Here is a 26,332-nt window from a genome sequence, read left to right as displayed (position 1 = left end):
ATTATGTAAGAGTTATGAGAAGAAGTATCCAGCTTATATAAAGGGACTTTTGAAAAAGAAGGAGCATTATTTTGTTTATAAGAAATATCCTGAGGGGGTGAGGAGGTATATATACACGACGAATGTGGTTGAGAATATAAATAGCAGGATAGAGCTGATAAGGGTAAATACAGGGGGATATTTTCAATCAATCAAGACAGCAGAGGTTGCGATATACATAACAGTAAGTCGGATTCAGAAAACGAGATGGCAAAAACCACTTCCTTTAATTAAGTCTGCTTTATACGAATTGAGGCAAATGTTTGTAAAGAGATTTTATAAGGAGACACAATTCTCTTGACAAGTGTCGGGGAAATTTTTTGGCTATTTCCAAAGCCTTTTTAGCAACTGCCTGAGAGTGTTTAACGATAAGATTTAAAAACTCAGGGTTATCTCTGCCGTACTTTTCAAGCAAACTTAAAGGATCCATAGGATCGACCTAATATTTAAATTATAATCCCATCTATCACGTTGTAAACGTGAGGTTATCATAAACCTAAAAACCTATTATTAGTTTAACTATAAAAAACAAGGCTATCAAAAAGGTAGGGATAGGAACTTCTCTTCTTCTACCAGATAAAAGTTTCAAAAAGACATAGCTCAACACCCCGATGATGATGCCGTTTACTATGCTAAAAGTTAAAGGCATGAACATTATGGTTAAAAAGGCAGGCAACCCTTCGGTGTAATCTTCAAAATCTATCTCTTTGATGACGGTTAACATAAAAAGCCCTACCAACACCAAAGCAGGAGTAATGGCAGAAAAAGGGATTGATAAAAAAAGAGAAGAAAAAAACAAAGCTAAAAAGAAAAAGAAAGCGGTAAAAACAGAGGTAAGTCCTGTCCTTCCACCTTCTGTAACTCCTGAAGCACTTTCTATATAAGCAGTAACCGTTGAAACTCCCAAGATACCACCTACAGTTGTACTTATAGCATCTACCAAAAGCCCTCGTTTAAAGTTTATACTTTCTTCAAATCTTTCTTCAAGTCTTGCTTTAGTAGAAACACCTATAAGCGTTCCGATGGTATCAAAAAGATCTATAGAAAGAAAAGTAAGAATGATGATAAAAAAATCCCCTGACCAAATGTTATTAAAATCAAACTTAAAAAAAACCGGAGACAAAGAAAAGGGTAAAGACAAAAATTGTAAATTCTCTAAGCGAGTTACTCCCAAAGGGATCCCAAAGACTGCGGTAATAAGAATACCCAAAAGCAAAGCTCCTTTTATCTTAAAGAAAAGTAAAGCCCCTGTAATGATTATTCCTAAAAGCCCTAAAAAGGCTTCAGGGTTGGTTAAGTCTCCAAGTTGAACAAGAACATTAGGGTTTTTAACCACAATATGAGCATTTTGAAGCCCTATAAAGGCTATAAAAAGGCCTATACCTACAGAAATTGCTCTTTTCAAATTTTCAGGGATAGCTTTAGCAATAGCAGTCCTAAGGTTGGTAACTGTAAGGAAGATAAAAATTATCCCTTCTAAAAACACAGCAGTAAGAGCTGTTTGCCAAGAGTATCCCATTCCTAAAACCACGGTATAAGTAAAAAAGGCGCATAACCCTATCCCAGGGGCTAAGGCAAAAGGTAAGTTAGCATAAACCCCCATCAAAAAAGTAGAAAACATACACATCAAAACTACAGAGGTAAAAAGAGGTTCTTTTGGCATTCCCGTCTTAGAAAGGATAGAAGGTACTACCGCAAGCACATAAGCCATCGTCATGAACGTGGTAAAACCCGCTATAAACTCTGTTTTTACGTCGGTATTTCTTTGTTTTAACTTAAAGATCCGTTGGGCAAAACTTTCTAAATTTTTTAGCATATCTCCTAAACCTTTATTTTTTTGAAAATATAATGCAAATATATTAAAAAAAACTCCTTTTCGTCAACTTGAAGTTTTATTTTTTAATACCTTAAACGAAGCTTTCTAATCAATCTAACCATGGTTGGTGTGTTCAGGTTTACTACCCTTTTGTTTTTTCGTTTTAGTGGATAAACTAGTTTAGTATGTTATAATACATGTATAACACTAAAAATTAACTGCGAGGTTTTTTTATGAAAAATTTTCTTTTTTGCCTCGGGTTATGTTTGGTTTTAATGTGTGGAGGCTGTGCAACTTCACCTCCTCAAACCAAATCTACGACTACCTCTTTTAAAACCGTTTTAGTTCTTCCCTTTGAGTCTTTCAACCCAGAACAAAGAGAAATTTTCATAGTACCTTTCAAAGGAATAATTTCAGGCCCCATCCAAATGTCAGCTTCAGAAACCCTTAACCAAGTATTAAGAAAACGATTGCAAACTGTCAACCTTCCTTATCAGTTTAGGCCTCTTACTCCTCAAGAGGCGGAAACTTTAATTTCAGAAACAGTTGCCGAAAGCCAAAGTTTTCCTGAATTTATTAGAATGTTAGCTTCAAAAACTGGAGTAGATACCATCCTTTACGGAAGGATTTATCGCTATCAGGAAAGACAAGGGAGTGGTTTTTCTGTAAACGAGCCAGCAAGTGTGGCCTTTATCTTGGTACTTTACGATGGTTCTTCAGGAAAGATTGTCTGGGCAGAAATGTTTGACGAGACCCAAAAGCCTTTGAGTGAAAACCTATTAAACCTTAAAATCTACAAAAAAATCAAATGGCTTACCGCTAAGGAACTGGCTGAAAATGGAATTGAACTTCTTTTACAAAAATTTCCTGGTGCCAAGAGGTAAAAAATGTTGGTAATACCGGCTATTGACCTAAGAAATCATAAGGTAGTAAGGCTTTTTCAGGGAAATTATGAAAAAACTAAAGTATACGGAGAAAACCCTGAGGAATATGCCCGATTTTTCAGGCAACAAGGGGCTAAGAGGCTTCATATAGTAGACCTTGATGGAGCCAAAGAAGGGAAACCAGTCCATCAAGACCTGGTGATAAAAATTGCCCAAAGTCTTGACATCCCTGTTCAGGTAGGAGGAGGGATAAGAACAAAAGAAGATGTAGAGACCTATCTAAAAAATGGGGTCTCTCAGGTCATTTTAGGAACTAAAGCTGTCTCTTCGGTTGATTGGTTAAAAACCTTATCCAGTCAATATCCTCAAAAAATAATCGTAAGTGTAGACGTAAAAGGTGAAAAGGTAGCCATAGCAGGATGGTTGGAAACATCGGAGGTAAACTATTTGGATTTTATAAGAAATCTAAAAGGTCTTAAGCTTTTTGGGATTATTTTAACCCTTATCGAACGAGATGGTACCCAAAAAGGAGTAGAAGTAGATAGATTAGAAAAGGCACTACAGGTTTCAGAACATCCTATCATCTTAGCAGGAGGGGTTTCCACTTTAGAAGATATCCAAAAATTAAAACCTTATGAAAATTCAGGATTGATGGGGGTTATAACCGGGAGAGCCCTTTATGAAGGCACGTTAAACCTCAAAGAGGCCTTGCTACTTGCGGAGTGATGGACCTTATTTTTTTAAAAAATAAGATAGTAGATATCTTCTATCGAGAAAAAACAACTACCGCTTACGTTAAAGATGTAAAAGGCAAACGCCTTCATGTGGTCTTACCTTCTGGCAAAGAAGAGACCATCAACTACCACGCTTTAATATCCTTTGAAGAAAAATCTATCTCATTAAAAGACCTAACCCAGGTAGGAACTGTCCTCAAAGAAAAACATGAAAAAAGAGAAAAACTAAAGGATACTTTTAACTTAAAAGAACTTTGGGAAGTGGTGGTTGATGAAGGGGGAGACTTTTTAGCTAAAGACCTGGTGGAACTTTTTCTTGGAAAAGTACCAGAAGAAGACGAAATCGCAGGTTTTTTACGAAAGGTCTGCGAGGCTAAACTCTATTTCAGGTTAAAGGCACCTAACCAAGTAGAAATAATGCCTCGAGACGAAGTAGAAAGGGAAATCCATAGGAGAGAAAAAGAACTCGAAAGATTAAAAAAAATAAACCAAGGTATAGAGTTTATAAAATCTCTAAAATCAGGATCTATAGAAAAGTTTGACCAAGAAACCATAGAGTTTTGGGGAACTGCTTTAAAAGACTATTTTTTATGGGAAGAGCAGAGTCCCTCAGGAAAGATGATTAAAGACGTTTTAGAGAAGACAGAAATTAAGGAACAAAATCAGATTTTCGACCTGTTAGTTAGACTAAACCTGTTTGACGAAGACGAAAACGTAGAGTTTTTAAAAACAAAGTTTCCTTTAGACTTTAGTTTGGAAGAAATAAAACAGGCAGAAGAGATTTCTCGTTCCTCATTAGATGATGAACCCAGAGAAGACTTAACCCATTTAGGCACTTTCACCATAGACGCTGAAGACACAGAGGACTTTGATGATGCCCTAAGTTTTGAGGAGACAGAAGAGGGATATTTAGTTTATGTCCATATCGCAGATGTGGCTGGATTTATCAAACCTGGAACCCCTCTTTGGAATAGTGCTTTAGAAAGAACGTTAACCCTTTATCTTCCTGAAAAAATCATCCCTATGCTACCGTTTTCTCTTTCTCATGAAAAATTTAGTCTAAAACAAGGAGAAATAAGACCTGCCTTAACCTTTAAGATTTACCTGCAAAAAGACGGAGAGCTTAAAGAATTTAAAGCCACCTCCTCTCTTATTAAGGTAAAAAAGAGACTTACTTATAAAGAGGTAGACTCATATCTCAGTTCTGGAGAACTTTTCTGGCAAAAACTTTATCATCTTTTTATGCAGTTTAAACGAAAAAGAGATGAAAATGGAGCTCTTGCCATCTTTTTGCCTGAAGTTGAGGTTAAGGTAGCTGAGGATGGGACCATCTCGGTTTTCAAGATAGAAATGACCCCTGCCAGGATGTTGGTGGCTGAAGCCATGGTTCTCACGAACTACTTAGGAGCCAAACTACTTCAACAAAATCAAATTCCTGGAATTTTTCGTTCTCAACCTAAACCTGCAGAAATAATAGAAAACTTTGAGGAAAGCCTTTATCTTAAACTTCTTCAACTAAGATATCTTGCAAAATCTGAGCTCTCTCTTTTCCCAGAATATCATTCTGGGTTAGGGCTTGAAGCTTATGCGACCTTGTCTTCTCCGATAAGAAGGTTTGCAGACTTGGTAAACCAATACCAATTGAAAGCCCTTATTGCTGGTACCCCTCCCCTTTCAGAAAAGGAACTGAACCAAATTCTACCAGAATTGCAAACTAACCTTCAAAGAGCAACCTTTCTTCAAAACAAAAGAGAAAAATATTTTCTACTTAAATACTTGCAAACCCAGGTTAAAGACCAACCTTTAAAAGGTCTGGTTTTGCAGGTACAAAACAAAAGGGCTAAGGTATACTTGGTTGATTTTAACCTTACAGGAGACCTGATAGGGTTCAAAGAAAACCTTAATCCTGGGCAAGAAATAATCGTTAAAATAGAAAAGGTCAACCCCAGATTAGAGGTGTTGAGGCTGAAACTTGATTAAACTGAATTTTTATTAGCTTTCTTTTCAGAATACATCAAAGCATCTGCCGTTGCAAGTATATTTTCTATAGACCTTTTTAAATCTTCCTTATCTTCTAACTGAGCAATACCAATAGAAATCCTAACATTAGGAATGTTATACCTCTCCCAGTTTTTCTTAATCCTTTCAGCTACCTGGGCGGCTTGCTCTTTGGTAGTATAGGGTAAAAGGATAACAAACTCATCTCCTCCATATCTAAAAACCAGGTCTACCCCTGCTCTTACACTATTTAAAAGCGTTTCTCCTACCAACTTTAGCAAAGCATCTCCCTCTTTATGCCCAAGATTATCGTTATACCATTTAAAGTTGTCAAGGTCTATCATCATTAAACTAAGGGAATGTCTCTGTCTAAGGGCTTTATAGGCTTCTTCTCTCAGTTTTTCTTCAAAGAACCTCCTGTTATAAACCCCTGTCAAAGGGTCTTCTATCAAAAAACGCTTTATCTTTTTATCCAGGTAATATTCTTTAAACAGTTTAGCCAACCTGGCTTTAAGTTCGTTTATACTAAAAGGTTTAAAAATAACCTCATCTGCCCCTAAGTCAAAATAACGGGCTATATCTTCCTCTTTTAAAAAGTTTAAAACCACACACACCTTAGATTCTTTATAGAATTCTGTAACTTTGTTTAGAAGAAACGAAAGATCTTCCCCTCCTCTCCCCACCAACACCACCAATTGAAAAGTTTCTTCTTTAAAAAACTCTAACCTTTCAACACTTGTTATTTCCACCTTATAGGTCTCTAAAACTTCTTCCAAAAAAAAGGTTACTTCTTTTCCCTGATCATAAACTAAAATTTTTGGATTCTCTTTAAGCTCTGTCTTTATTAAATCTAACCACTTAGCTAACTTCACTAAAATTCCTCTTTTTCTCTTTTTAAAAAATCTCTAAGTATCTGTGCATGGTCAAAAACCAAAGAATCCCAGGGAATTTTTTCTAACTTAAACACTTGTGCCTCTTTAGCATCATCCATTCCTTTAAGCATTCCTTTCCCTTTAGCCACAAATACTGTAGAAATAGTATGAAACCTTGGGTCTCTGTTAGGACTTGAATAACAACCAAGAAGATATTCGAGCTCTATGTCTAAATTAGTCTCTTCCTTAGCCTCTCTTATCGCTGCCTGTTCAAGGGATTCTCCATAGTCTACAAAACCTCCAGGTAATGCCCATCCCTGAGGGGAATTTTTTCTATAGATTAACACAATCCCGTCTGCAAACTTAATGATAATATCTACCGTAGGAAAGGGGTTTTTATAAGGTTTAAAGGTATCTGGATGGTATTTTGAGGTTATCTCTATCATGGCTTGATGAATATGACTGTTTGAAGCCACTATGGTGTTTAGGAAAGGATGGTAAGGGTTACCTAAATAGTCTGTAACCTTACCTCCTGCCTCTTCCACAAGAAGGATTCCAGCTGCAGTATCCCAGGGTTTAAGATAAGGTTCCCAAAACCCTTCATACCTCCCACAGGCAACGTATGCCAAATCAAGAGCAGCAGAACCAAAGCGTCTAACCCCCTGACATTTCGTCATAAACTCTTTAAACAAAAGGATAAACAAATCAGGACTATCCATGATTTTAGATACAGGAAAACCAGTACATAAAAGTGAGGATAGCAGATTATCTGCCGAAGAAACTCTAATAGCATTGCCGTTTAGGTAGGCCCCTTGACCTCGTACTGCATAAAAAAGCTCTTCTGTCATCGGATTATAAACCATCCCTAAAACAGGGGTTTCCCCTTGCATTAAAGCCACAGAAATGGCAAACCAAGGAAGGCGATGAGCAAAGTTGGTGGTACCGTCTAACGGGTCAACCAACCAAAAAACCTCGGGCAAATCTTGTTGAGGATGATAACTTTCTTCGGCTAAAATAGAGGCAAAAGGAAAAATTCGTTTTAAGCCATCTTTAAGCTTTTCCTCAGACTTAAGGTCAACAGAGGTTACCAGATCTATTTTTTCCTTATGAAAAACCTCAACCGAAGAAAAATAAGCTTGTTTTTGAAAACTGCCAACTTCTAAAACCAGATTTTTTAGAGGGTCTATCAGCTTTATCCAATCCATTATAAATAAAAAATATTATAATCTTCCAAAATTACAAGACGCCTTCCTTATTTTTATTACTAATCGATAGGTTGACAAAAAGAGGTTTTAATTTCAAAATGTTATAAAAGCTTACCATCAGAGGATAAGGAGGGAAGGATGGATAAAAAAGGCTTGTCAATGATAATTTTGGTGGTAATAGCTTGGGGGACCTTTCTCTTAAACCAGGGATTAGTTTACGCAGAAACTAAAAGTAGTCATACTAAGATCACGACTGTTTCAACCTCACTTAAAGAAAAAAAGGAAATCATACCGAACGTGTTGAAGCTTGCTGTTGAAGCATCTACCCAACCTTTACCTAAGGAGATAGAAGTCATAAACCTTTTAGGTACGATAGACAAAAAAGTGAAGGACTTAGGGGTAAAATACCAGGGAGGAAGGTACAATATATACAAAAACTGTCAATGGATAAAGGATAAACAAGTATGCTATGGTTATAAGGGCTTCCTTTCTTATGTTTTTGAGCTAAAAGATCCCAACGAACAAACCAAGGTTTACTCTATGTTTGAAGAGGCTAAAAAGATGTATGGTGATAAACTTGATTTTTCTGTAACCAACACTTACTGGACGATAACAGAAAAAGACCTGGAAACCATTACAGAAGAGTTAAAATTAACCTTAATAACCAAAGCTATAAAATTTGCCGAAAAGGTTTCTACAACCCTTAATAAATCTTGTCACATCACTACCCTAAACCTTGACCAGCGCAGTGAAGGCATCGTCATCCCAAAAGCCTCTTTTATTAGAAGTTTTTCTGAAGAAAAAACGACGATAGAGCCTCCAAGCCCCAAACAAGAACAAACAGTAGAACTTTCTGCCTATGTGGTTTTATCCTGTTATTAAACCTCAAATGATTGAAAAATTTTAACATTAGACCTCTTGAGGGCCTTGACAAAATATGATTTTATTTTATTTTTATGAATATCTCATAAAATATTCCCCGGTAGCTCAATCGGCAGAGCGGTGGGCTGTTAACCCATAGGCTGCAGGTTCGAGTCCTGCCCGGGGAGCTTATTTTAATTTTTAAAACTTGTGAGAATCTATCTTTGAATTAATCTAAAATTCCACCATTAGGTTTCTTTAGATGTCTAAAAAATTTTTGTCTAAAATTTAAATCAAAGGAGTTTGCCGATGGAAGAGATCCAAAAAGGAAAAAGTATCGTTCCTTCAGAAGACAGTGTAGAGAAAGTTCTTGAAGAATTAGGTAGCCCAATCTATCTTTCAGAACTTAGGAGAAAAAACCTTACGGAACTTTATTCTATAGGAGAACAATTAAACATAGAAAACATCTATAACTACTATAAAAAATCTGATGTAATCTACAACATCATAAGTACCTTGCTTAATAAAGGTGTAGAAATCATCGTAGAAGGCGTCTTAGAAGTTTTATCAGAAGGTTTTGGTTTTTTACGGTTTAACGACTATAATTATCTTCCAAGTTCTGAAGACATCTACGTTTCTCCTCCACAAATAAGAAAGTTTGGTCTAAAAACTGGTGATACGATCTTTGGTTACATCAGACAACCTAAAGAAGGGGAAAAATATTTTGCTTTAGCCAAGGTAGAAAGAGTTAACTATCTTTCACCAGAAATAGTTAGAACCAGAACCCCTTTTGACCATCTTACCCCTATCCATCCTAACCAATGGCTTAGGTTAGAAACCACCCCAGATAATCTTTCAACCAGGATTATAGACTTATTCGTTCCTATAGGAAAAGGACAAAGAGGTCTTATCGTTGCACCTCCGAGAACAGGAAAAACGGTTTTGTTGCAGAATATCGCCAATGGAATAGTAACTAATTATCCCGATGTACATTTAATAATCCTTTTGATAGACGAAAGACCTGAAGAAGTAACAGAAATGCAGAGAATAGTTCCTAAGGCTGAGATCGTAAGCTCTACCTTTGATGAACCACCTCAAAAGCACACTCAAGTAGCAGAAATTGTTATAGAAAAGGCTAAAAGATTGGTTGAGTGTAAATATGACGTGGTAATCTTACTTGACAGTCTTACCCGTTTAACCAGGGCTTATAACGTGGTAGTTCCTTCAAGCGGAAAACTTCTTTCAGGAGGAATTGATGCCAACGCCTTACACAAGCCCAAAAGGTTCTTTGGAGCTGCAAGAAACATAGAAGAAGGAGGTAGCCTCACTATCATCGCCACCTGTCTTATAGATACAGGAAGCCGTATGGATGAAGTAATCTTCGAAGAGTTTAAAGGTACAGGTAACATGGAAATAGTCTTAGATAGGCGCTTGGCTGATAGAAGGATCTGGCCTGCCATAGACATCCATCTTAGTGGTACAAGAAAAGAAGAACTTTTATTACCTCCTGATATTCTTCACAAGGTCTGGTTATTAAGGAAGGTTCTCTCGCCTCTCTCTTCAGTAGAATGTATGGAGTTCCTTATCGAAAAGATGAAAGACACCTCAAGCAACCAAGACTTTCTAAGCAAAATGAATCAGTAAATCGACAGGAAACCTTGGTCAGGACCACCTACCAAGGTTTCCTATTTTAAACCTTTCCTCGACGTTAGAAAAAATGTAAGATAGGCATCAGATTTAATCCGTAGTGTTTTTTTAATTGAATATAAATAAAAGAAAGAGTTGCCCTTTTAAACCTAACAATCCTCTCAGAAAAAAGAAAAGCATCTCTGCATCTTGTAGAGCTATATTTTTGCTCTAACATGTACTATAAAGATTAGACAATCTTTATATGCTTAATATAATAATTCAAGGATAATTAAAGTTATTATGTAATAGAAAAGAAATATGAAAACAAAGCTTATTAACGAGTGGTGTCTGTTATGTGAACCTTCTTGCTTTAAGTTTCGATATCATGCTACTGATTTAAATCTTTTTGTGATACGAGAAAAAATCTATCAACATAAACTTGATAGTGAAGCAAAGGTGAAAAAAAGCAGATTTAAACCTTATTACAACTTTGCTTAGAAAGGGAAAAGGGTTGATAGAGTATTTTGATGAGCCGATGCAGTATCCTCAAGACCACTGGTGGTGGCATTTAGATAAAATTGTTGAAAAATCCTATCCCCAAGAACTCCTTCCTGAATATCTTAGAGTAGTTTACGAAAAAGCTTTAAAAGGTGAGATCAGGTTAATCTACGATTCTTATCAAAGTGAATTAATAAAAAGTTGGGTTTTATTCTGTGAATTTCCTGACGATCTTCGTTATTATGCTTCTGCACCTGCCCTTTTAGAAACAAGAGAGGAAATTCATCAACAAGGTCTTGATGATGAAGAGGATGTACAAATCGCTGATCTTATGTTAATAGAAGTTGTATTACAAAAAGGGGCAGATCCTTCTGACTTATTTGATGATCCTCAAAAGTATCCTTTTGACCACTGGTGGTGGCATTTAGAGAAAATTGGAGAGAAAACTTATCCTGTCCAACTTCTACCGGAATATTTGAGAAATATTTATTTAAAAAATAAATAAAAACATTAAGGGAGATAAGTTTTTCTTTAAGAAGCCTTCTTAAATATCTCCTTTTTTTCTTTTTTATAAGATAAGGAATCAAATAGGCTTCTACTAAAGTTTTTAAAAACACAACAACTAAAAAAACAACTACAAATGCAATAAAAAATAAAACCATCAAAGGACCGATGAGAAGACCTATGATAGACTTTAAAGACAAACTCAATATAGCAGGCATACGAGTGTATTCCAAAGTTAAAAGAATACATTAACTAAAATATACTACTAATTTCTAAAGAAACAAAATATTTCTAACATTGCCAATTGATTTGGGAGTTCCCTTTATATCCCACATGGTTCAGATGAACCGCACTCTCTTACTCTTGCCCCTGCCACTGCCCCGATCTTTATATCCCACATGGTTCAGATGAACCAATGAAAAGAATGAGTTTATAACAAACATGTTCAAGCTTTATATCCCACATGGTTCAGATGAACCTTGTGGGAGAGCGAGAGGGATTTTTTAGAAAATCTCCTTTATATCCCACATGGTTCAGATGAACCATAACCGATAAATTAGAATAATTCTAAACTAAAGTCCTTTATATCCCACATGGTTCAGATGAACCTTGATATGTCAATACTTCATATACATTAGCATCTTCCTTTATATCCCACATGGTTCAGATGAACCTGTGTCTTGAAAGTATTGTAGAGCAGGCAATTGTGGCTTTATATCCCACATGGTTCAGATGAACCATCCTAAATCAATTCTTACATATTTTGAGATACATACTTTATATCCCACATGGTTCAGATGAACCTTTAAAACTATGTTATAATAAAAGAAAAAAGATAGGCTTTATATCCCACATGGTTCAGATGAACCCGAGCTGCAGAAATGATTATACCTGCAATGTTTACAACTTTATATCCCACATGGTTCAGATGAACCGAAATCTTTGCCTCTTCAGGATAACATTGGTTATAAAACTTTATATCCCACATGGTTCAGATGAACCCGAGCTGCAGAAATGATTATACCTGCAATGTTTACAACTTTATATCCCACATGGTTCAGATGAACCGAAATCTTTGCCTCTTCAGGATAACATTGGTTATAAAACTTTATATCCCACATGGTTCAGATGAACCCTAATTCTGGTTCAAAACCAAAGATTTCTTTAAACTCTTTATATCCCACATGGTTCAGATGAACCGATTGTAAGTTTGCTCACAAAAGAAGAAGTTTTGATCTTTATATCCCACATGGTTCAGATGAACCCATACCGCATCCGTCAACTCCCTCACTGACTCACAGCTTTATATCCCACATGGTTCAGATGAACCCTATCCCTTAAGAAGCAGCAAGATGAAATCTCTTATTCTTTATATCCCACATGGTTCAGATGAACCCGTCCAGATGAAAAATACTTGTCATCGTCTATCAAACCTTTATATCCCACATGGTTCAGATGAACCACTGAAACCATGGAACATTAAGCTTAGAATATCAACCTTTATATCCCACATGGTTCAGATGAACCCCAATTGTCAAAGAACATCAAATTACATGCAAAAGCTTTATATATAAAAATTTTAAAACAATCTATAATTTTATCTACAACCTGGATTTTTATTTTATCTGCATCAAACCTTTAATCGATTTTAAAAAAGATAATAAAATCTATCTTTATTTATTATATAGCATTCATTAAGTTTATTCAAATTTTGGCAGAAAACCAGGTTCGATGCAAAATCATAAAATATTCCCTGTCATATCCTTTTCAATTCCGAGGACTGTTTTTCTGTAGTTCAACCTGTTCTCAAGACTGTAAAAATATATAGAATCATTTTCTTTATCGATTACCTTTTCCAGCTCTAACTTGCACTTTAATAACTTTCCCTCACTAATCTCTCCCTCAAAAACCGAATTCTGAACCCACATAAAGTATTTTTTAAGAATTTTTCTCACTTTATTTAGCCTTTCTTCTGCTATGTCATATGTAACAATCAAATACGGCATATTTCACCACCACGCCTTAAAAGGCACATATGTTTCATCTTCAATGAAATGTTTAATGAGCTTGTAGCACTCAATTCTGATGATAGTTCTGTAAGAGACATTTCTTTTCATTTTTCTGTGCTTTATCGTTGTGGTAAGCTTCTGGTCAAATTCTTTAATAAACTTTTTTCTACCGCTGTCATTCAGATAGCAATAATTTACATCTTCCTCAAAGTCATCAAGCCTGAGCATTTTGTTGTTTATCAATTTAAATATAATTGGGTCTGCTATGAGAGGTTTAAATATCTCTGCAATATCAAGACTTAGAGAGTATCGCCTGTGCCCTGGCTCATGAAGATAGCTTATTGTAGGGTTAAGCTGGGTATGATATATCTCATTCAACACTGTTGTGTAAATCATGCTGTTTGCAAAGGAAATTAAAGCATTAACGGGATTTGTAGGAGGTCTTTTTTCTCTTTTTTCTATTGAAAAATCGGATTTTAAAATAGTATTGAAGGCTTCATAATAAACATCTCTTGCCCTACCCTCACATCCCATAAGCTCACTAATAGTTTTTGACTCAATTGCATTAGTTAACTCTTTTTTGATTTTTTCCTGAAATCCTTCAGTGTTTTTGTATTCTCTGAGATTTCTTAACATGTGAAAGATTGCACCCTCTACAAAGGAAAAAGCAAGATAAAATCTACGTTCTGAGTCAAGATAATGTTCAACCTGTTTTACTAAAAGATGCCCTGACACGTTTCTCTCTCTTGGCATGAGACTTCCAGAGTAGAATCCATAGTAGTTGTAAAAATGTACAGTCTTTCCGTGCTGGCAGAGAAAATTAAGAACTTTGCTGTTTAAGTCAACTTCTCCAAAAACATGGATTGTATCTACATCTTCAATGGGGATAGCTTTTTTCTCTCCCTTCTCGTTTTCTATATAAATGGTATTATCCTTTCGCTTCAGTCTTCCATTTGAGAAAATATAGTAGTTTCTCATGCTTTATCCCCAGCAGAATTCATAATAAGCACATTTAGTGCAGTAAGGTTTTCTTTGAAGAGGTGGAGGTTTATCCATTTTTGTTATTTCATAAACTTTGAGCAAAGCTTCTTCAACTTCTTTTTCTGATTCAGGCGTTAGGATAACTTCTTTTCGTTTTCGCATCTTAGGATAGTTTATAATGCCTCGCTTTTCTACACCCAACTGCTTTAGATAGTAAAGATAATAAAGAAGCTGGATTCTATCTGCATGGGCAAGGCGGTTACTGTATTTAACTTCTCTTATGTTACTGTTTCCAACGATGTCTATGTTTATCAGGTTGTCAATAAGTATTTCCTTTTTTTCATCTCTTGGGTATGAATACTCTCCAAGAAGTTTCCCCATAAGAACTCTGTCAGATTTTGACTCCATCTGGATTCCCCTGTCAAAAAGCCAGAGCTTGCGCTCGCAGACATAGAGATAGTTTACTTTGATACCATTGGTTTTAAGTGTTTGAAAGTCAAAGCTATCTTCTTTTAATTCATTCATCAGCTTTATCTATTTTTTTCTAATAGCTTTTCCTGCCTTTGGTGTACTTTGTAATAACACCCTCTTTATTTAAATCATTAAGCAGTTTTCTTATGGTTGAAACAGATGCATGTGGAAATTTTTCTTTTATTTCTGAAAGTGTAAACTCTTCTTGAAATCCTTCAATGATGCTCTTTCTTAATTCGAAATATAACCCTCCCCTGGTTTCCTGAGAGGCTCCGTATTCTTCAATCACTTCAGAGACTTTTGCATGTGGGGTATCATTTTCATGAGCATTTATAGCACAAAAAAATCTATAAGCCCATTCATTGGCAAGTTTGCGATTGCCTGCAAATACTATGGCGAGATTTGGATGCATCGCATAAAGCTCAGCAATAGCCTTGGCGGCAAAAGCTGGAGTATAAAATTTAATCTTTTTAGGATTAAGGAAATCAGAGTAATTTGCCTCTATTACTACTGCTGAATACCTGTATGCTTCAAGCTCTCCAAGTTGCTGATGAAACGCAGACATTCTGCCAAATTCAGCAAGAAGATTGTCAAAAGTCTTTCTCTCTACCACTGCAACTATGCCTGTTTCGTTAATCAATGCATAATCACCCACAGGTAATTTCTCTTTCTTTATTTCAAATTCAGGAAATTTCCAGGGATATCTTTCATTTGCATCCACTATCAAATTTAGTTTGCCTTTGTGGTAAGTACTGAGCTTAACCCTTGGGCTCCTTTCAGTAAGAGCCCTTTGAGTCCTCCAGAATATCTGTTCGTATTCACCTTCTTTGGTTTTGTATTTCTTTTTTAAAAAAAGAAAATCACATCGTTTATTTATAGGTCTATCAAGAACAATAGCTAATCTTTTTCCATAACGCCTTAATGAAACAACAGGGACTCTTTCAATTTCCTCAACAGGTGGGTCAAGCTCTTTGTTGTCCTCTCTTATACAAAAGATATTCCCCTTTTGCCTGAGCCATCTATCCTGAACCCTTATAGCAAGAAGCACCTTTTCCCCCTGCCTGATAGTCAGGCGATAGGGGAATTTTGGATTGTTAACTGATTCAAGGATGAAGAAAGTTTGGTCCATCATTACCAAATTTCTCCTGAAAGTCCATGATTTGCTCTCTCAAAGTAAACTCCCAAACATGAATCATATTCTCCATCAAAGATGTAAATATCACTGAGCCATCTTTTAATTTTCTTTATTTTTTCATTATCAATTTCAATCTCATACGCAATGGATGAAGCATTTTTTAAATTCAAAGCATTGTTATAGAAATATTTTCTGATATCTATATTTACAACGAATTTTGAAAGCACATCAGTCTTGAATTTTGTATAATTAATTGTATCGTTATTTAAAAATTCTTCTATAGCCTTTTCAAACTCCTCTATTCTTTGTTGCGGCACAGCTGGAACAGTATAAATTTCTCTAAAAATCCTCAATGCCTCTTGCTTTTTATCTGACATATAGCCTGCATCAAGAATCTCAAGGGTGTTATAAAACTCGTGTAAGTAACCAGAATTTACTGGCAAAAGATCATATAATTTTTCGACCAATAACTTTTTATCTTCTTCGGTTAAAAAAGAAATATTTTCTTGATTATTTTTCCCAAGAAACTTAAATAAATCATTTAAAAAGCTTGTGATTGTCTCTTTAGTTTTTGGTTTATTCTTTTTTAATTCTTTCCAATGTTTCTCTTTTAGTTCATTTATTTTATTCTCAGGGACTCCCAAAAACAACGCAAGAGAAAAAGCTAAAAGGTCATTTTGATAAACAGTTCCTGCTCCAGAGGTTAACTTATTTTTATCATCTGGCTTCTGGTAAAAAACTATAACATTAGGTTCAGAAAGTTCTTTTGAACCTAAATACTTTTTATAAGTATCTTTACATCTGATTCGCCTCAATACCCGTCCCATTCGTTGGATAAGGGCATCTATCGGTGCAAGTTCTGTATAAAGTATGTCTGCATCTATATCCAAAGAAGCTTCAACTACCTGTGTAGCCACAAGTATTTTACCTTCTCTTTCATCATCAGGTTTGGGATTGCCAAAAGTCCCTGGAATCCATCTCTGACTTTCATCATAGTGTCCAACAATCTCTTCTTCAAGTCTTTTCCTATCCTCAAGCGTAAATTTTGAATGAATAAGTTTAATATAAATATCATTATTCTTTTCTTTAAGTTTTATATAAACATTTTGTGCTTTCTCAACAGTATTAAGAATAACAAGCACTCTTTTTCCTTTTTCCGCCTTACTCAATATTACATCAATTTTATCTTCAATATCACCCTGACAAAGTTTTACTTTATGCTTACCAATTTTTTTACATTCGCCAGTTTCATACCGGTCAATAATCTCAAAATTTTCTTTTCCTATTCTTTCTTCAATAGCTTTTTTTACAAAATTAGGCAGTGTCGCCGTCATTAATAAAAACTTACCGGCAATTTTTACGATATCTTCTATAAGTTTTACTATTATAGCAACTGCTTTTGGATCATAGGCCTGAACTTCATCTATAACCAATTTCGAATAACCGAGTGTAGCATAAATTTTCTCGTAATACGGATATTTCAAAGCTGAGGGGAAAATCTGGTCACCTGTAGAAATCAACACGGGAAAGGATAAATGCTTGGCCATATTTAAGACTCTTAGTAATTCGCCTTCTATTTTTATATCTTCCGTAAACAAATAAATATCTGCATCTGAATGTAAAAGCCCACAATTGTTCTCTCCAAAATATTTCAATGAACGATTATAAATAGAGTTTACAGCAGTTCTTAAAGGCAGAGTAAATATTAATTTAGTCCCAGCTCCCCATAAAAATGCAAACTCTGTTTTTCCTGAACCTGTAGGGGCAATAAGAATTATGTTTTTATCCTTATAATTGTTAAATGTTTCTAATTGCCAGATTGACTTTTTACTATCGTTAATTTTTCCCCTTATCTCTGTTTTAATATTATTCTTCACAAACGAAGTATCGGGTATTTCTTTTTCTATACTTTCTTCAATCCCTTCTTCTTGAATATAAGACACAAAATGATCAATTCTGATTAAATTACCTGCAAGGTTAATCCATTTTTTCTTCTGAGACAAATTCATTTCTAATCTATACGGCAAAAAGTATGAATAATAAGGTGGAATTAAAAAATCAAAAAGACCTGTGCCCCGCACAACAGTTTCTGCAAAATCACTGTTAAAACCTAAAATTTCTGCAAATTCTTTTAATTCATTATCTTTAAAGTGATTTTTCAGATTGTTTAGTAACTCATTTCTTAAACTTTCGTTTTCCAATAACAGGCCTACAGCTTCTTTAAATTTTTTATCCGTACCAAATAATATATCCTGAAAATTATCTCTCCAGTGATGAAAAACAATCGCAGAAAAGAGCAATTTCCTATCAAATTCATCGTTTATTTTTTCTTTAATCTTACTCTCATCAAGCCATAGCAAAGAAAATAAACTATGAGGCAAATCAGGAAAAACCGGACGAGGCGTATAGTTCCAATTTTTTAACGAGACTTGAAAAGAAGGGGCTACTTTTCCCAAATCATGAGCAAAGGCAGCAAGTTTAAGTAATATTTCATATTCTCTAAGTTTTGGAATTTTCTCTATTAAAACTTTTAGCTGATTAAGTAACCCACCTGTATGTTCTTTTAATGAAATAGCCTTCTTACTTTTTGCTAAAATCTCACCCATATTAATCTGCCCTCAATTTTGCAAAAAATAAAGGTATTTTCAATTCACTGTCCATATAAAAACTTTGTTTTCTAAATCCACCCTTTTCAAAAAGTTTGGCTTCAATATATCTGTTGAATATTCTTTGATTAGAGTTCGTAATTTCATAAAATATTGGCAGTCTAAATAAATTTCCGTTTACCTGTGTGTAAAATTTTTCATAATTTTCTTTGTCTGGAATTAATTCATCATCAATGTCAGCTGGTGAGGGGATCCAGGCAAAGAAAGAAAGCTGACTTACATTATCCTTAATAATATCAATCAGTTTAATTTCTTTAATAACAATCCAATCTTCAGCTCTACCAAGATGAAGTATTGAAAGTCGAGCTGATGGATTTTCAAAAGCTTGCCTAATCTCTTCCATTAATTCAGGATGATAAACATAAACAATCAAGTCAACATTATGAAGAACATCAACAGTTACAGGCATTTGTCCGCCAGGATGATTAGGTATATTATCAACTGTTCGGTTTTTTACAGATTTGAATTTGCTAATATGACTATCTTTTTCTAAATTTCTGAACCATAAATATTCTTTCACCAGACTTTCATAAGTTCCATAAATAGCAAGAGACAAACCTTGTTTTAGATTTATAAACTTTTCATCTTCACTAGATTTAATTCCCATCACATTACATATCAAACCTTTTACAGTAGAATGAGGCGGAATAGGATAGGTAAACCTTCTTTGATAACTAAAAGGAATTCTATAATGGGCATCTGACTGATAGATTTTAATTCTGAGAACCTGCTGTGCCATTATTTTTCTCCACATCCAAGACCTAAACTCATTAGAAATTCATACCAATCACCACAGGCATCAGAGACATCTAAATTTCTAAATTTTTCAGATTTATATGCAAAAATAAGCTTTTTATTTTGATTTGCATCACTTTTTTCATGTTTAAGTATGTATGCATTCTCTAAAATAGAACGATCAAAACTGTTAAGTTCAACAAAAGAGTGAAATATTGGGATGGGTAATTTAAGCCCAGCAGCAATAATAAACTGTGGAACTATCCCATAATTTTCTCCGCTACTGTGGTAGATAAGTCCATTTCGCAAAACTTCAAGAATCTGATAAAGTCTTTTTTGTTTTTCTCGGTCCTCCAATTGAAAAATGGCTTTTTTATTTTGCCCTTCATTTTTAATTTCTATCTGGCCAATCTTTAAATTATCTTTAATTATCTTATATTTTTCACCTTGCTCTTTTTCAGCATCTATAGTATGTGCTAATAATACCATTGATAGCATCAGAGTGTTTTTCTGTTCATCATAAAAATATTTTCCTATAGTAAATTGATAAAGATTTTGTTCATCATCAAATGAATAGTCCCCTTCATATATTTCAAAAGTTTTTGACTTGCCTTTATTTTTGGAGCCTTTTGAATTGTCCTTATTTCCAGAAGACTCTTCTGTTATATGTTCTTCTTTCTTTTTTTCCAATAAATTACTTTTAAATGTGATATATTTTTTCTCATCTTTAGTTTTCTTATCCTTTTTTGTCTTCTCTTCCATTAGTTCTTTATCTACATAACATGTTAGTCCATCAATTCTTATTTCTTTATTATCAATAAAGTATTGAAATTCTTCCTCTCCTTTCTTAACATTCTTTAAAATTACATCCGTTCCTCTTTCAGATAAAAACAATGTTAGTTTTTTACTTGTGTCATCATAATTATAATCTTTAATCCACCATTCATCATATCCAAGTTTTTCAACATCTATGGTAAAAGACACTTTAAAAAAAGACTTATGTTCTTCTTTGTTAACAGGATTAGGATTAGCTCTACACCTATTGGCAAGGTCGTGGTTTGCATTAAATTGCATATCACCTTCCCATGTCTCTAATGCCACTGCTTTTGTGATACCAACAGGTGCTTTCCTTGTAATACTCGTCTGACCACTTATTGTGAACATATAACCAAATGCATCAAGTTCAGCATGTGTCAAAATATTCTGAGTCTGCAAGTCAAATTGAACAACCTTTTTCTCTCCTGTGCCAGATTCAATACAATTTGCTGGTTTCCATTCATTAGGATAATTCTTGCTAAGGGTCTCAAACAGATAATGTCTCATCGCAACTCGCGATAAATAACTGTAAGTTTTATTACCAAATCTTGTAAGTTTCTTTATGGATGGGATGTTTCCTCCGATTTTTTCATCTCTATTTAGTGCATCAGCCTCAAATATAATGGTAAAAGTTATACCCTTCAAATCATCTCTAATTTTGAGATTTTCTTTACTCATTTTCTACCTCCTCTTTAGTTTCACTTTTTTCAGTTGTAAAAGCACTTAAAAAAGCATACATAAATGCTCTAAAAAGGTTTAAATCATATTTCGGCTTAAGTGCCTCTAAAAGTTCTGTGGGAAATTCAATATTTCTCGTTGTAAATATACGCATTAATATACCAATTACTTCATCTCTTTTTCCAAGCCTGATTTGTTCAAGAAGCCTAAGAGCACTCTTGTTGATTGCTTCTTTCAAATCACCTTTACTTGCGTATTTCCAGCTCACTTTTTTTATCCTCTCAATCAAGAAATCAGGCTCTGATTTTTCAAGATTATTTATGATCCCTTTAAGTTTTCTAAGTTGTTCTGTTTTGTTTTTATCTTCTTTCAACTCATCTGCTACACATTCAAGCATTTTTCTAAACTGAGATATTTTATCTCCTTCAAGAAAAAGGTTTACCGTTCTTCTTACATCATTTAACCATTCATCAACATTATCAGGTTTTATCTTTTCGTTTAACTCATCTAATTTCCGAGAAATTTCTTCGTAAATACTCATAGTTCACCTCTCTTTAAGATGTTATCTATTTTTACGTAAAGTTCAGGCAATATGGTTGAAAGTTTTTTCAGACTGTAGGCATCCTTATTTCTAAGTTTTGAAAGATATTTATCATCATATGCACCGGAGTTTGTTATGGCATAACGCAAAATTTTTTGATTAAGGGTTAACAACTCATCAAATTTACCATCTAATATAATCTCAAGAATAAATTCTTCATTTGTCTGACTGATTAAACTAGCTACTTCTTTATTTAAAATAACCTTGGAAACTTCATAAGGCAAAGAATAGTAATCTATAGAATCTTTATTTTTTATTACCATCTCAATATTTATCATGCTCCATGCACCGAGCGTTGTAAAAACCTTCTGTGCTAACTCAATGAAACTGATCCCTAATATCTCTTTGAGCTGATAAGTCTTTCTTTTATTTAGAATCTCTGAGGCATATTTATTGAGATACCACATTAATTTGAAGGATGGAGCATTGATAAATATTTGACCATTTTGTGTTCTTGCACTCTCAAAAGTAACATGGTGATGAATTATAAGATAAGCACAAAGCGGACATATTAAAATAGAGTGATTGAAATTCCAGAAGGCATTGGGAAACTTGCCTATTGAAGGTCCTAGTAATCTCATATGTGGTTCTTGGAAAACGAATAACCTATTCTCTAATTTACTATCAACCTTTGGATTTAAGACTTTATTGTTGCTACATAAACCACATGTTATGTTAGATTTTATTTTCGGATATTTAATCAAATTACTTACTAACCTAGCAAATTCAAGTGAACTCCACTCGCTTAACTGAACAAGATTTTGATATGGCATATTCGAGGCAAATAACATATTACCTGCCCGAATAAATTTATAGCCAAAATCTCCTAATTGATTAGCAATGTCTTTGTATTTTTCATTATTTGTTATTCCCTTTTTATCTTTTTTATAAAGCCATTCTTTAACATCTTCATCATTAACAAGATACTCAACTAAGTATTTCATACATTTTGGGATTGGAATTTCTTTATCTCCAACCATTGCATTTCTAAAAATCTCAACATCAATTGTAACAGTCCCATTTTCTTGTATCCAATTTTCGACAACTGATTCACCACGTGCCTCTGCTATAACTCTCAAAAACCCAATCACCCCTGCATTATAAAGCCAGTTTGAAGGATATAGTGTTATGCTTCCATCTGGCATATCTTACACCTCTACGAACTTTTTTATAAAATACTTCTTTATTTTATCCCAGGATATCTTTTTTATCATCTTCAAATCTCCTTCTTTATCGGCGTCTTCAAAATCAGTATATTCCATAATCTCAAATTTTTCAAAAATGGGCTTCCAATTTCTGAAGTCAATTTTTCTCTTCGTAAAGAAATCAAGATCAAGAGATTCTCTATGATTCAGATAATAATAAACTGCCGTTCCACCAGCAAGATAAAAATCACCCTTCTTCAGGAAATCCTCGATCTTCTGGACAGATTTCCTATGCTCTTCTTTTAGCTTTTTTCTCATAGTAAATTCTCCAGAAATTCAATGACTTTCTGGAAAGTAGTCTTTTACCACTTTCCTGTAAAAATTTTATAATCTTGTCATCACCTACTACTGAAACTAAAATTTTAAACTGCTCGGGATTTCCCATTTCAAGAACTCTTGCAATTACAAATGGAGAGTTTAAGTTTTTCTTTACAGAATCCCATTCATAGTCCCAGAAAAGAGGCTTTATTTTATTAAGATTTTTTTCTTTTCTATCCATCTATACCACCTCTACCATGCCAAAGCCCTGACCTGTCCTTAAGCCTACTCCTGCTTGATATAGCAACTGCAAATCCTCTGGATTTCCTTTTAATTTGAAACAACCATCAAAACACGTAAGCATCATGTAAGGTTTCCCTGTCTGTTCTCTAAATCCTTTTAACGTGTGTTTGACAACTGATTTTTTTATTAATATTGGTTCCAGAAAAAACTCCTCCATAGGTTCTTTGCCTCTTGTATCTTTAAAAATTCTTTTATGGATTTCATTAAAATGCAGATTAAAATCATCCAGTTGCCCATCAACTGGAAGTAAAGGAGTACCATCTTTACTTTCAATCAAAATTGGTGATAAGGTTTTAAATATTACTTCATTAGAGTTAATTTTCTTTTCTTTAATGAGATGTGTTTTTTGATGATGAAGAATAATACCTCCTCCAAAATCAAAACTACCAAGCTCAAGCAGACCATTATAAAGATTAATCATAAACTCTAAATCAAAAGAACTCACAAAAAAAGATATATAGGAGTCTGGTGAAAAGTAAAAGACCAGATCTTTAATAGAGGTTGATTCATCAATCTGTATTTTTTCTTTTTTTATTTCTTTATTTTTTGGAAGAACCACTGCAAAAGTAAAGGGTTTTACTACTTTAGAAAAACCAGCTTTTTTATCTGGATAAAGCATCTTCTTATAACGAAGATCTTGATTGGATATAGCTTCTTTTATCAAAGCCATAAATCTGTGTCGATAAAGTATAGGAAGTTTGTTAACTTTAAATCTAAATTGAAGCCTCATAGTAGTCCCTTTTTTCTCTAAACTAAAGTTTATTAACAAAAAATTATTTGTATGTTTTATAAAAATAATTTTTATATGTTTTTTTCCTTAGTCAAGGTATAGAAACGAAAATTTTCAGAGGTAGAATGAATTTAAATGCTGATTTTCGATGGATTTTCTAATTATAAAAATTAAAATCCCAAATCTAAGAATGATAATTTCTGGAGATAAAAGGGGGGTTCTACCGAGGAATTAACCCCGGTAGAAACCCTAATAAATAAGTAGACCTATGCTTATACTTAATGTTCTAAAGCTATGGTTTTTTCTGCAAGTTTTTGCTGTAGGTCTACCAATTCCCATACATCTAAGGTTGGAGCTTCTTTGAATAGTTTCGAAATATCTTGAAGGTCTAACGCAAGCTTTAAGACCTCATCGACATTGTCCACCAAGATAACCTCTAAATCTTTCAGTATCTTGTGGTTTATCTCCTTTAAATCCTTTTCGTTTTCTTTAGGAATAAGTACTGTCTTAATCCCACCTCTTATGGCTGCAAGCAATTTTTCCTTGAGTCCTCCTATAGGAAGGACCCTACCCCTTAAAGTAATCTCACCGGTCATCGCTACGGTATTTTTCACCGGTATTTTTAAAAGGGCTGAAACTATTGCGGTTGCGATGGTAATACCTGCACTTGGCCCATCTTTGGGGATAGCTCCTTCAGGTACATGCACATGAATATCTATCTTTCTATAAAAATCTAAAGGTAGTCCAAGCTGAAGAGCTCTTGACCTTACATAACTCATGGCTGCTTGTACTGACTCTTGCATGACCTCACCAAGTTTTCCGGTTATCTGAAGGTTACCCTTACCTGGCATGATAACCGCTTCTATTTGAAGCAAAGCCCCTCCGGTTTCAGTCCAGGCAAGACCTGTAGCGATCCCTACTTGAGGTTTCTCTTCAGCGATCCCATACCTGTACTTAGGTACACCTAAAAACTTTTCTAATTTAGAAACCCCTATCTTTATAGGTTTAAACTCCTCAGAATTTTTAGCCACATCTCTGGCTATTTTTCTACAGATGTTAGCAATTTCTCTTTCTAAATTTCTTACCCCAGCCTCTCTAGTATACCTTCTAATTATCTCGAGTAAAGCTTTTTCAGTAATAGGTACCATCTCAGGTTTTAATCCATGAGCAGAAAGTTGTCTTGGGAGAAGATAGTTTTTGGCTATCTCTAATTTTTCTTCTTCAGTATAACCAGGAAGTTCGATAATTTCCATCCTGTCAAGAAGAGGTGCAGGAATGGTATAAAGAGAGTTAGCTGTAGTAATAAAAAGTACCTTAGAAAGGTCATAGGGTACTTCTAAATAATGGTCCTGGAAGGCAAAATTTTGTTCTGGGTCTAAAACCTCTAACAAAGCAGCCGCTGGATCACCTCTAAAGTCCATACCTATCTTGTCTACCTCATCTAAACAAAAGAGTGGATTGATGGTACCTGCCTTTCTCATACCCTGAATGATCTTACCAGGTAAAGCTCCTACATAAGTTCTTCTATGCCCTCTAATCTCTGCTTCATCCCTTACGCCACCCAAGGATAACCTTACAAACCTTCTTCCTATCGCCTCAGCTATAGACTTAGCTAAAGAGGTCTTTCCCACTCCAGGAGGTCCGACAAAACAAAGAATAGGTCCTTTGATAGATTTGGTAAGCTTTTGCACCGCAAGGTGCTCTATAATCCTCTGTTTAGGTTTTTCTAATCCATAATGGTTTTTATTAAGTAAAAATTCTACCTTTTCTAAGTCTATGTTGTCCTTGGTTTTTTCGTACCAAGGAAGGCTTAACAACCAATCTATATAGTTTCTGACTACCGTAGCCTCTGCAGACATCGGAGACATCATAGAAAGTTTGCTAAACTCTTTCCTTACTATCGCGGCTACTTCCTTAGGTAATTTTTTCTTTTTGATACGCTTCTCTAAATCTGCCAGGTCTTTTCTTCCGTCTTCCCGTTCACCAAGTTCTTTCTGGATGGCTTTCATCTGTTCCTGGAGATAATAGTCTCTCTGAGTCTTTTCCATCTGTTTCTTAACTCTTTCTCTGATACGAGCCTCAGTTTTTATGACCTCTATCTCACCTCTTAGATGGTTAAGCAAAATTTCTAAACGTTTTTTTACGCTGATCGTCTCAAGAAGCTTTTGTTTTTGTTCTAATTTAAGGTTTAAAATAGCGGCTAAACGGTCGCTAAACTCTGCTATATCTTCGATTTCCAAAAGATTAGAAACTGCATCTAAATTAAGCTTCTTGTTATAGTTGGAATATTCTTCTAAGGACTCTTTACAAAGCTTCAAAAGAGCTAAACTTTCTACGTCATTCTCTAACACTTCAGTCTTAGGTTCAACCTCAACCATAAAAAAGTCTAAATTCTCAAGAAACCTTACAATCCTTCCTCTACTAAGACCTTCTACCAAGATCTTTAAAGTACCATCAGGTAGTTTAAGAAGCTGTAAAATACGGCAGATGGTTCCTACCTTATAGATTTCCTCTTCTGTAGGATTGTCTATTTTAGCGTCTTTCTGAGCAGAAAGAAAGATAACTTTATCACCTGAATAAGCTTTTTCTATGGCAAGTATACTTTTAGCCCTCCCAATAAAAAGAGGCACTACTGTATTAGGAAAAACTACTATCTCCCTTAATGGGAGTAAAGGCAAAGTTTTTAATTGAGTTTCCATAAGGT

The 26,332-nt window shown here is 34.6% G+C and carries 24 protein-coding genes, 1 tRNA gene and 1 CRISPR repeat array; of the genes, 9 read left to right on the top strand and 16 right to left on the bottom strand.

What is annotated here, in order from left to right:
• Positions 1-340 (top strand): transposase (locus G580_RS0105695; RefSeq protein WP_028841389.1); only part of this gene is annotated, 340 nt, incomplete at its 5' end.
• Positions 341-535: 195 nt separating this feature from the next.
• Here the strand turns inward: G580_RS0105695 and G580_RS0105690 are convergent.
• Positions 536-1,855, bottom strand: coding sequence for an NCS2 family permease (locus G580_RS0105690; protein ID WP_028841388.1), 1,320 nt, complete (start codon positions 1,853-1,855; stop codon positions 536-538).
• A gap of 233 nt (positions 1,856-2,088) precedes the next feature.
• Here G580_RS0105690 and G580_RS0105685 point away from each other — a divergent pair, with 233 nt between their 5' ends.
• From G580_RS0105685 to G580_RS0105675, 3 genes are read left to right on the top strand one after another with little or no spacing between them, the layout of a single operon-like run.
• Positions 2,089-2,739, top strand: coding sequence for a hypothetical protein (locus G580_RS0105685; protein WP_028841387.1), 651 nt, complete (start codon positions 2,089-2,091; stop codon positions 2,737-2,739).
• A 3-nt stretch (positions 2,740-2,742) separates the two neighbouring features.
• A complete protein-coding gene (gene hisA, locus G580_RS0105680; protein WP_028841386.1) occupies positions 2,743-3,465 on the top strand; it encodes a 1-(5-phosphoribosyl)-5-[(5-phosphoribosylamino)methylideneamino]imidazole-4-carboxamide isomerase in 723 nt (240 codons plus the stop codon).
• On the top strand, positions 3,465-5,453 hold the full coding sequence (locus tag G580_RS0105675; protein ID WP_028841385.1) for a ribonuclease catalytic domain-containing protein: 1,989 nt from the start codon (positions 3,465-3,467) through the stop codon (positions 5,451-5,453). Before hisA ends, G580_RS0105675 begins: the two co-directional genes overlap by 1 nt.
• Here the strand turns inward: G580_RS0105675 and G580_RS11025 are convergent.
• Positions 5,450-6,343: a GGDEF domain-containing response regulator gene (locus G580_RS11025; protein WP_051173147.1), complete on the bottom strand. Its 894-nt coding sequence runs from the start codon at positions 6,341-6,343 to the stop codon at positions 5,450-5,452. The two genes, G580_RS0105675 and G580_RS11025, sit on opposite strands and share 4 nt — an antisense overlap.
• The gene (locus tag G580_RS10145; protein WP_245542849.1) at positions 6,343-7,548 is read right to left on the bottom strand and encodes an inositol monophosphatase family protein; all 1,206 of its coding nucleotides are present in this window, start codon (positions 7,546-7,548) and stop codon (positions 6,343-6,345) included. The genes G580_RS11025 and G580_RS10145 overlap by 1 nt, the downstream gene beginning before the upstream one ends.
• Before the next feature lie 138 nt (positions 7,549-7,686).
• On the opposite strand from G580_RS10145, the gene G580_RS0105660 reads away from it, so the two are divergent.
• From G580_RS0105660 to G580_RS11020, 5 genes are all read left to right on the top strand, one after another.
• A complete protein-coding gene (locus tag G580_RS0105660) occupies positions 7,687-8,430 on the top strand; it encodes a hypothetical protein (RefSeq protein ID WP_028841384.1) in 744 nt (247 codons plus the stop codon).
• 94 nt (positions 8,431-8,524) lie between these two features.
• A tRNA-Asn gene (locus G580_RS0105655) sits at positions 8,525-8,597 on the top strand.
• A 202-nt stretch (positions 8,598-8,799) separates the two neighbouring features.
• Entirely contained in the window at positions 8,800-10,053 is a 1,254-nt protein-coding gene (rho, locus tag G580_RS0105650; RefSeq protein ID WP_028841383.1) for a transcription termination factor Rho, read from the top strand.
• 303 nt (positions 10,054-10,356) lie between these two features.
• Positions 10,357-10,536 (top strand): hypothetical protein, encoded by a 180-nt coding sequence (locus G580_RS0105645; RefSeq protein ID WP_028841382.1) that lies wholly within the window; start codon positions 10,357-10,359, stop codon positions 10,534-10,536.
• A 13-nt stretch (positions 10,537-10,549) separates the two neighbouring features.
• Positions 10,550-11,041: a hypothetical protein gene (locus G580_RS11020; RefSeq protein WP_169357087.1), complete on the top strand. Its 492-nt coding sequence runs from the start codon at positions 10,550-10,552 to the stop codon at positions 11,039-11,041.
• Positions 11,042-11,360: 319 nt separating this feature from the next.
• A CRISPR array of direct repeats spans positions 11,361-12,567; the repeat unit is 29 nt; unit sequence CTTTATATCCCACATGGTTCAGATGAACC.
• Positions 12,568-12,779: 212 nt separating this feature from the next.
• Here the strand turns inward: G580_RS11020 and cas2 are convergent.
• From cas2 to lon, 13 genes are all read right to left on the bottom strand, one after another.
• Positions 12,780-13,046: a CRISPR-associated endonuclease Cas2 gene (cas2, locus tag G580_RS0105630; protein ID WP_028841381.1), complete on the bottom strand. Its 267-nt coding sequence runs from the start codon at positions 13,044-13,046 to the stop codon at positions 12,780-12,782.
• A gap of 3 nt (positions 13,047-13,049) precedes the next feature.
• The gene (cas1b, locus tag G580_RS0105625) at positions 13,050-14,027 is read right to left on the bottom strand and encodes a type I-B CRISPR-associated endonuclease Cas1b (RefSeq protein ID WP_028841380.1); all 978 of its coding nucleotides are present in this window, start codon (positions 14,025-14,027) and stop codon (positions 13,050-13,052) included.
• Positions 14,028-14,030: 3 nt separating this feature from the next.
• Positions 14,031-14,555 carry a CRISPR-associated protein Cas4 gene (gene cas4, locus G580_RS0105620; protein ID WP_028841379.1) on the bottom strand — a complete coding sequence of 175 codons (525 nt, stop codon included), beginning with the start codon at positions 14,553-14,555 and terminating at the stop codon, positions 14,031-14,033.
• Positions 14,556-14,574: 19 nt separating this feature from the next.
• The gene (locus G580_RS0105615; protein ID WP_211211372.1) at positions 14,575-15,549 is read right to left on the bottom strand and encodes an ERCC4 domain-containing protein; all 975 of its coding nucleotides are present in this window, start codon (positions 15,547-15,549) and stop codon (positions 14,575-14,577) included.
• Positions 15,550-15,632: 83 nt separating this feature from the next.
• Positions 15,633-18,242, bottom strand: a complete 2,610-nt coding sequence (locus tag G580_RS10135; protein ID WP_051173142.1) for a CRISPR-associated helicase/endonuclease Cas3 — start codon at positions 18,240-18,242, stop codon at positions 15,633-15,635.
• 1 nt (position 18,243) lies between these two features.
• Positions 18,244-19,041, bottom strand: a complete 798-nt coding sequence (gene cas5b, locus G580_RS0105605; protein WP_051173140.1) for a type I-B CRISPR-associated protein Cas5b — start codon at positions 19,039-19,041, stop codon at positions 18,244-18,246.
• Positions 19,041-20,531, bottom strand: a complete 1,491-nt coding sequence (gene cas7i / locus G580_RS11015) for a type I-B CRISPR-associated protein Cas7/Cst2/DevR (RefSeq protein WP_051173138.1) — start codon at positions 20,529-20,531, stop codon at positions 19,041-19,043. Before cas7i ends, cas5b begins: the two co-directional genes overlap by 1 nt.
• The gene (locus G580_RS0105595; protein ID WP_028841376.1) at positions 20,524-21,072 is read right to left on the bottom strand and encodes a hypothetical protein; all 549 of its coding nucleotides are present in this window, start codon (positions 21,070-21,072) and stop codon (positions 20,524-20,526) included. Before G580_RS0105595 ends, cas7i begins: the two co-directional genes overlap by 8 nt.
• On the bottom strand, positions 21,069-22,277 hold the full coding sequence (gene cas8a1, locus G580_RS0105590; protein ID WP_028841375.1) for a type I-B CRISPR-associated protein Cas8b1/Cst1: 1,209 nt from the start codon (positions 22,275-22,277) through the stop codon (positions 21,069-21,071). Before cas8a1 ends, G580_RS0105595 begins: the two co-directional genes overlap by 4 nt.
• A gap of 3 nt (positions 22,278-22,280) precedes the next feature.
• Positions 22,281-22,595, bottom strand: coding sequence for a nucleotidyl transferase AbiEii/AbiGii toxin family protein (locus G580_RS0105585; RefSeq protein WP_028841374.1), 315 nt, complete (start codon positions 22,593-22,595; stop codon positions 22,281-22,283).
• Entirely contained in the window at positions 22,567-22,836 is a 270-nt protein-coding gene (locus G580_RS0105580) for a DUF6922 domain-containing protein (RefSeq protein WP_028841373.1), read from the bottom strand. Before G580_RS0105580 ends, G580_RS0105585 begins: the two co-directional genes overlap by 29 nt.
• Complete coding sequence (gene cas6 / locus G580_RS0105575) at positions 22,837-23,568, bottom strand: CRISPR-associated endoribonuclease Cas6 (protein ID WP_211211370.1); 732 nt, start codon at positions 23,566-23,568, stop codon at positions 22,837-22,839. It lies immediately after the preceding gene.
• Positions 23,569-23,906: 338 nt separating this feature from the next.
• Positions 23,907-26,327, bottom strand: coding sequence for an endopeptidase La (gene lon, locus G580_RS10125; protein WP_038041644.1), 2,421 nt, complete (start codon positions 26,325-26,327; stop codon positions 23,907-23,909).
• Positions 26,328-26,332: the final 5 nt, after the last annotated feature.

This window comes from Thermodesulfobacterium hveragerdense DSM 12571, assembly GCF_000423845.1.
Lineage (GTDB): Bacteria > Desulfobacterota > Thermodesulfobacteria > Thermodesulfobacteriales > Thermodesulfobacteriaceae > Thermodesulfobacterium > Thermodesulfobacterium hveragerdense.
The sequence above is the reverse complement of the archived record's forward strand: the minus strand, read 5'-3'. Positions and strand labels throughout refer to the sequence as shown.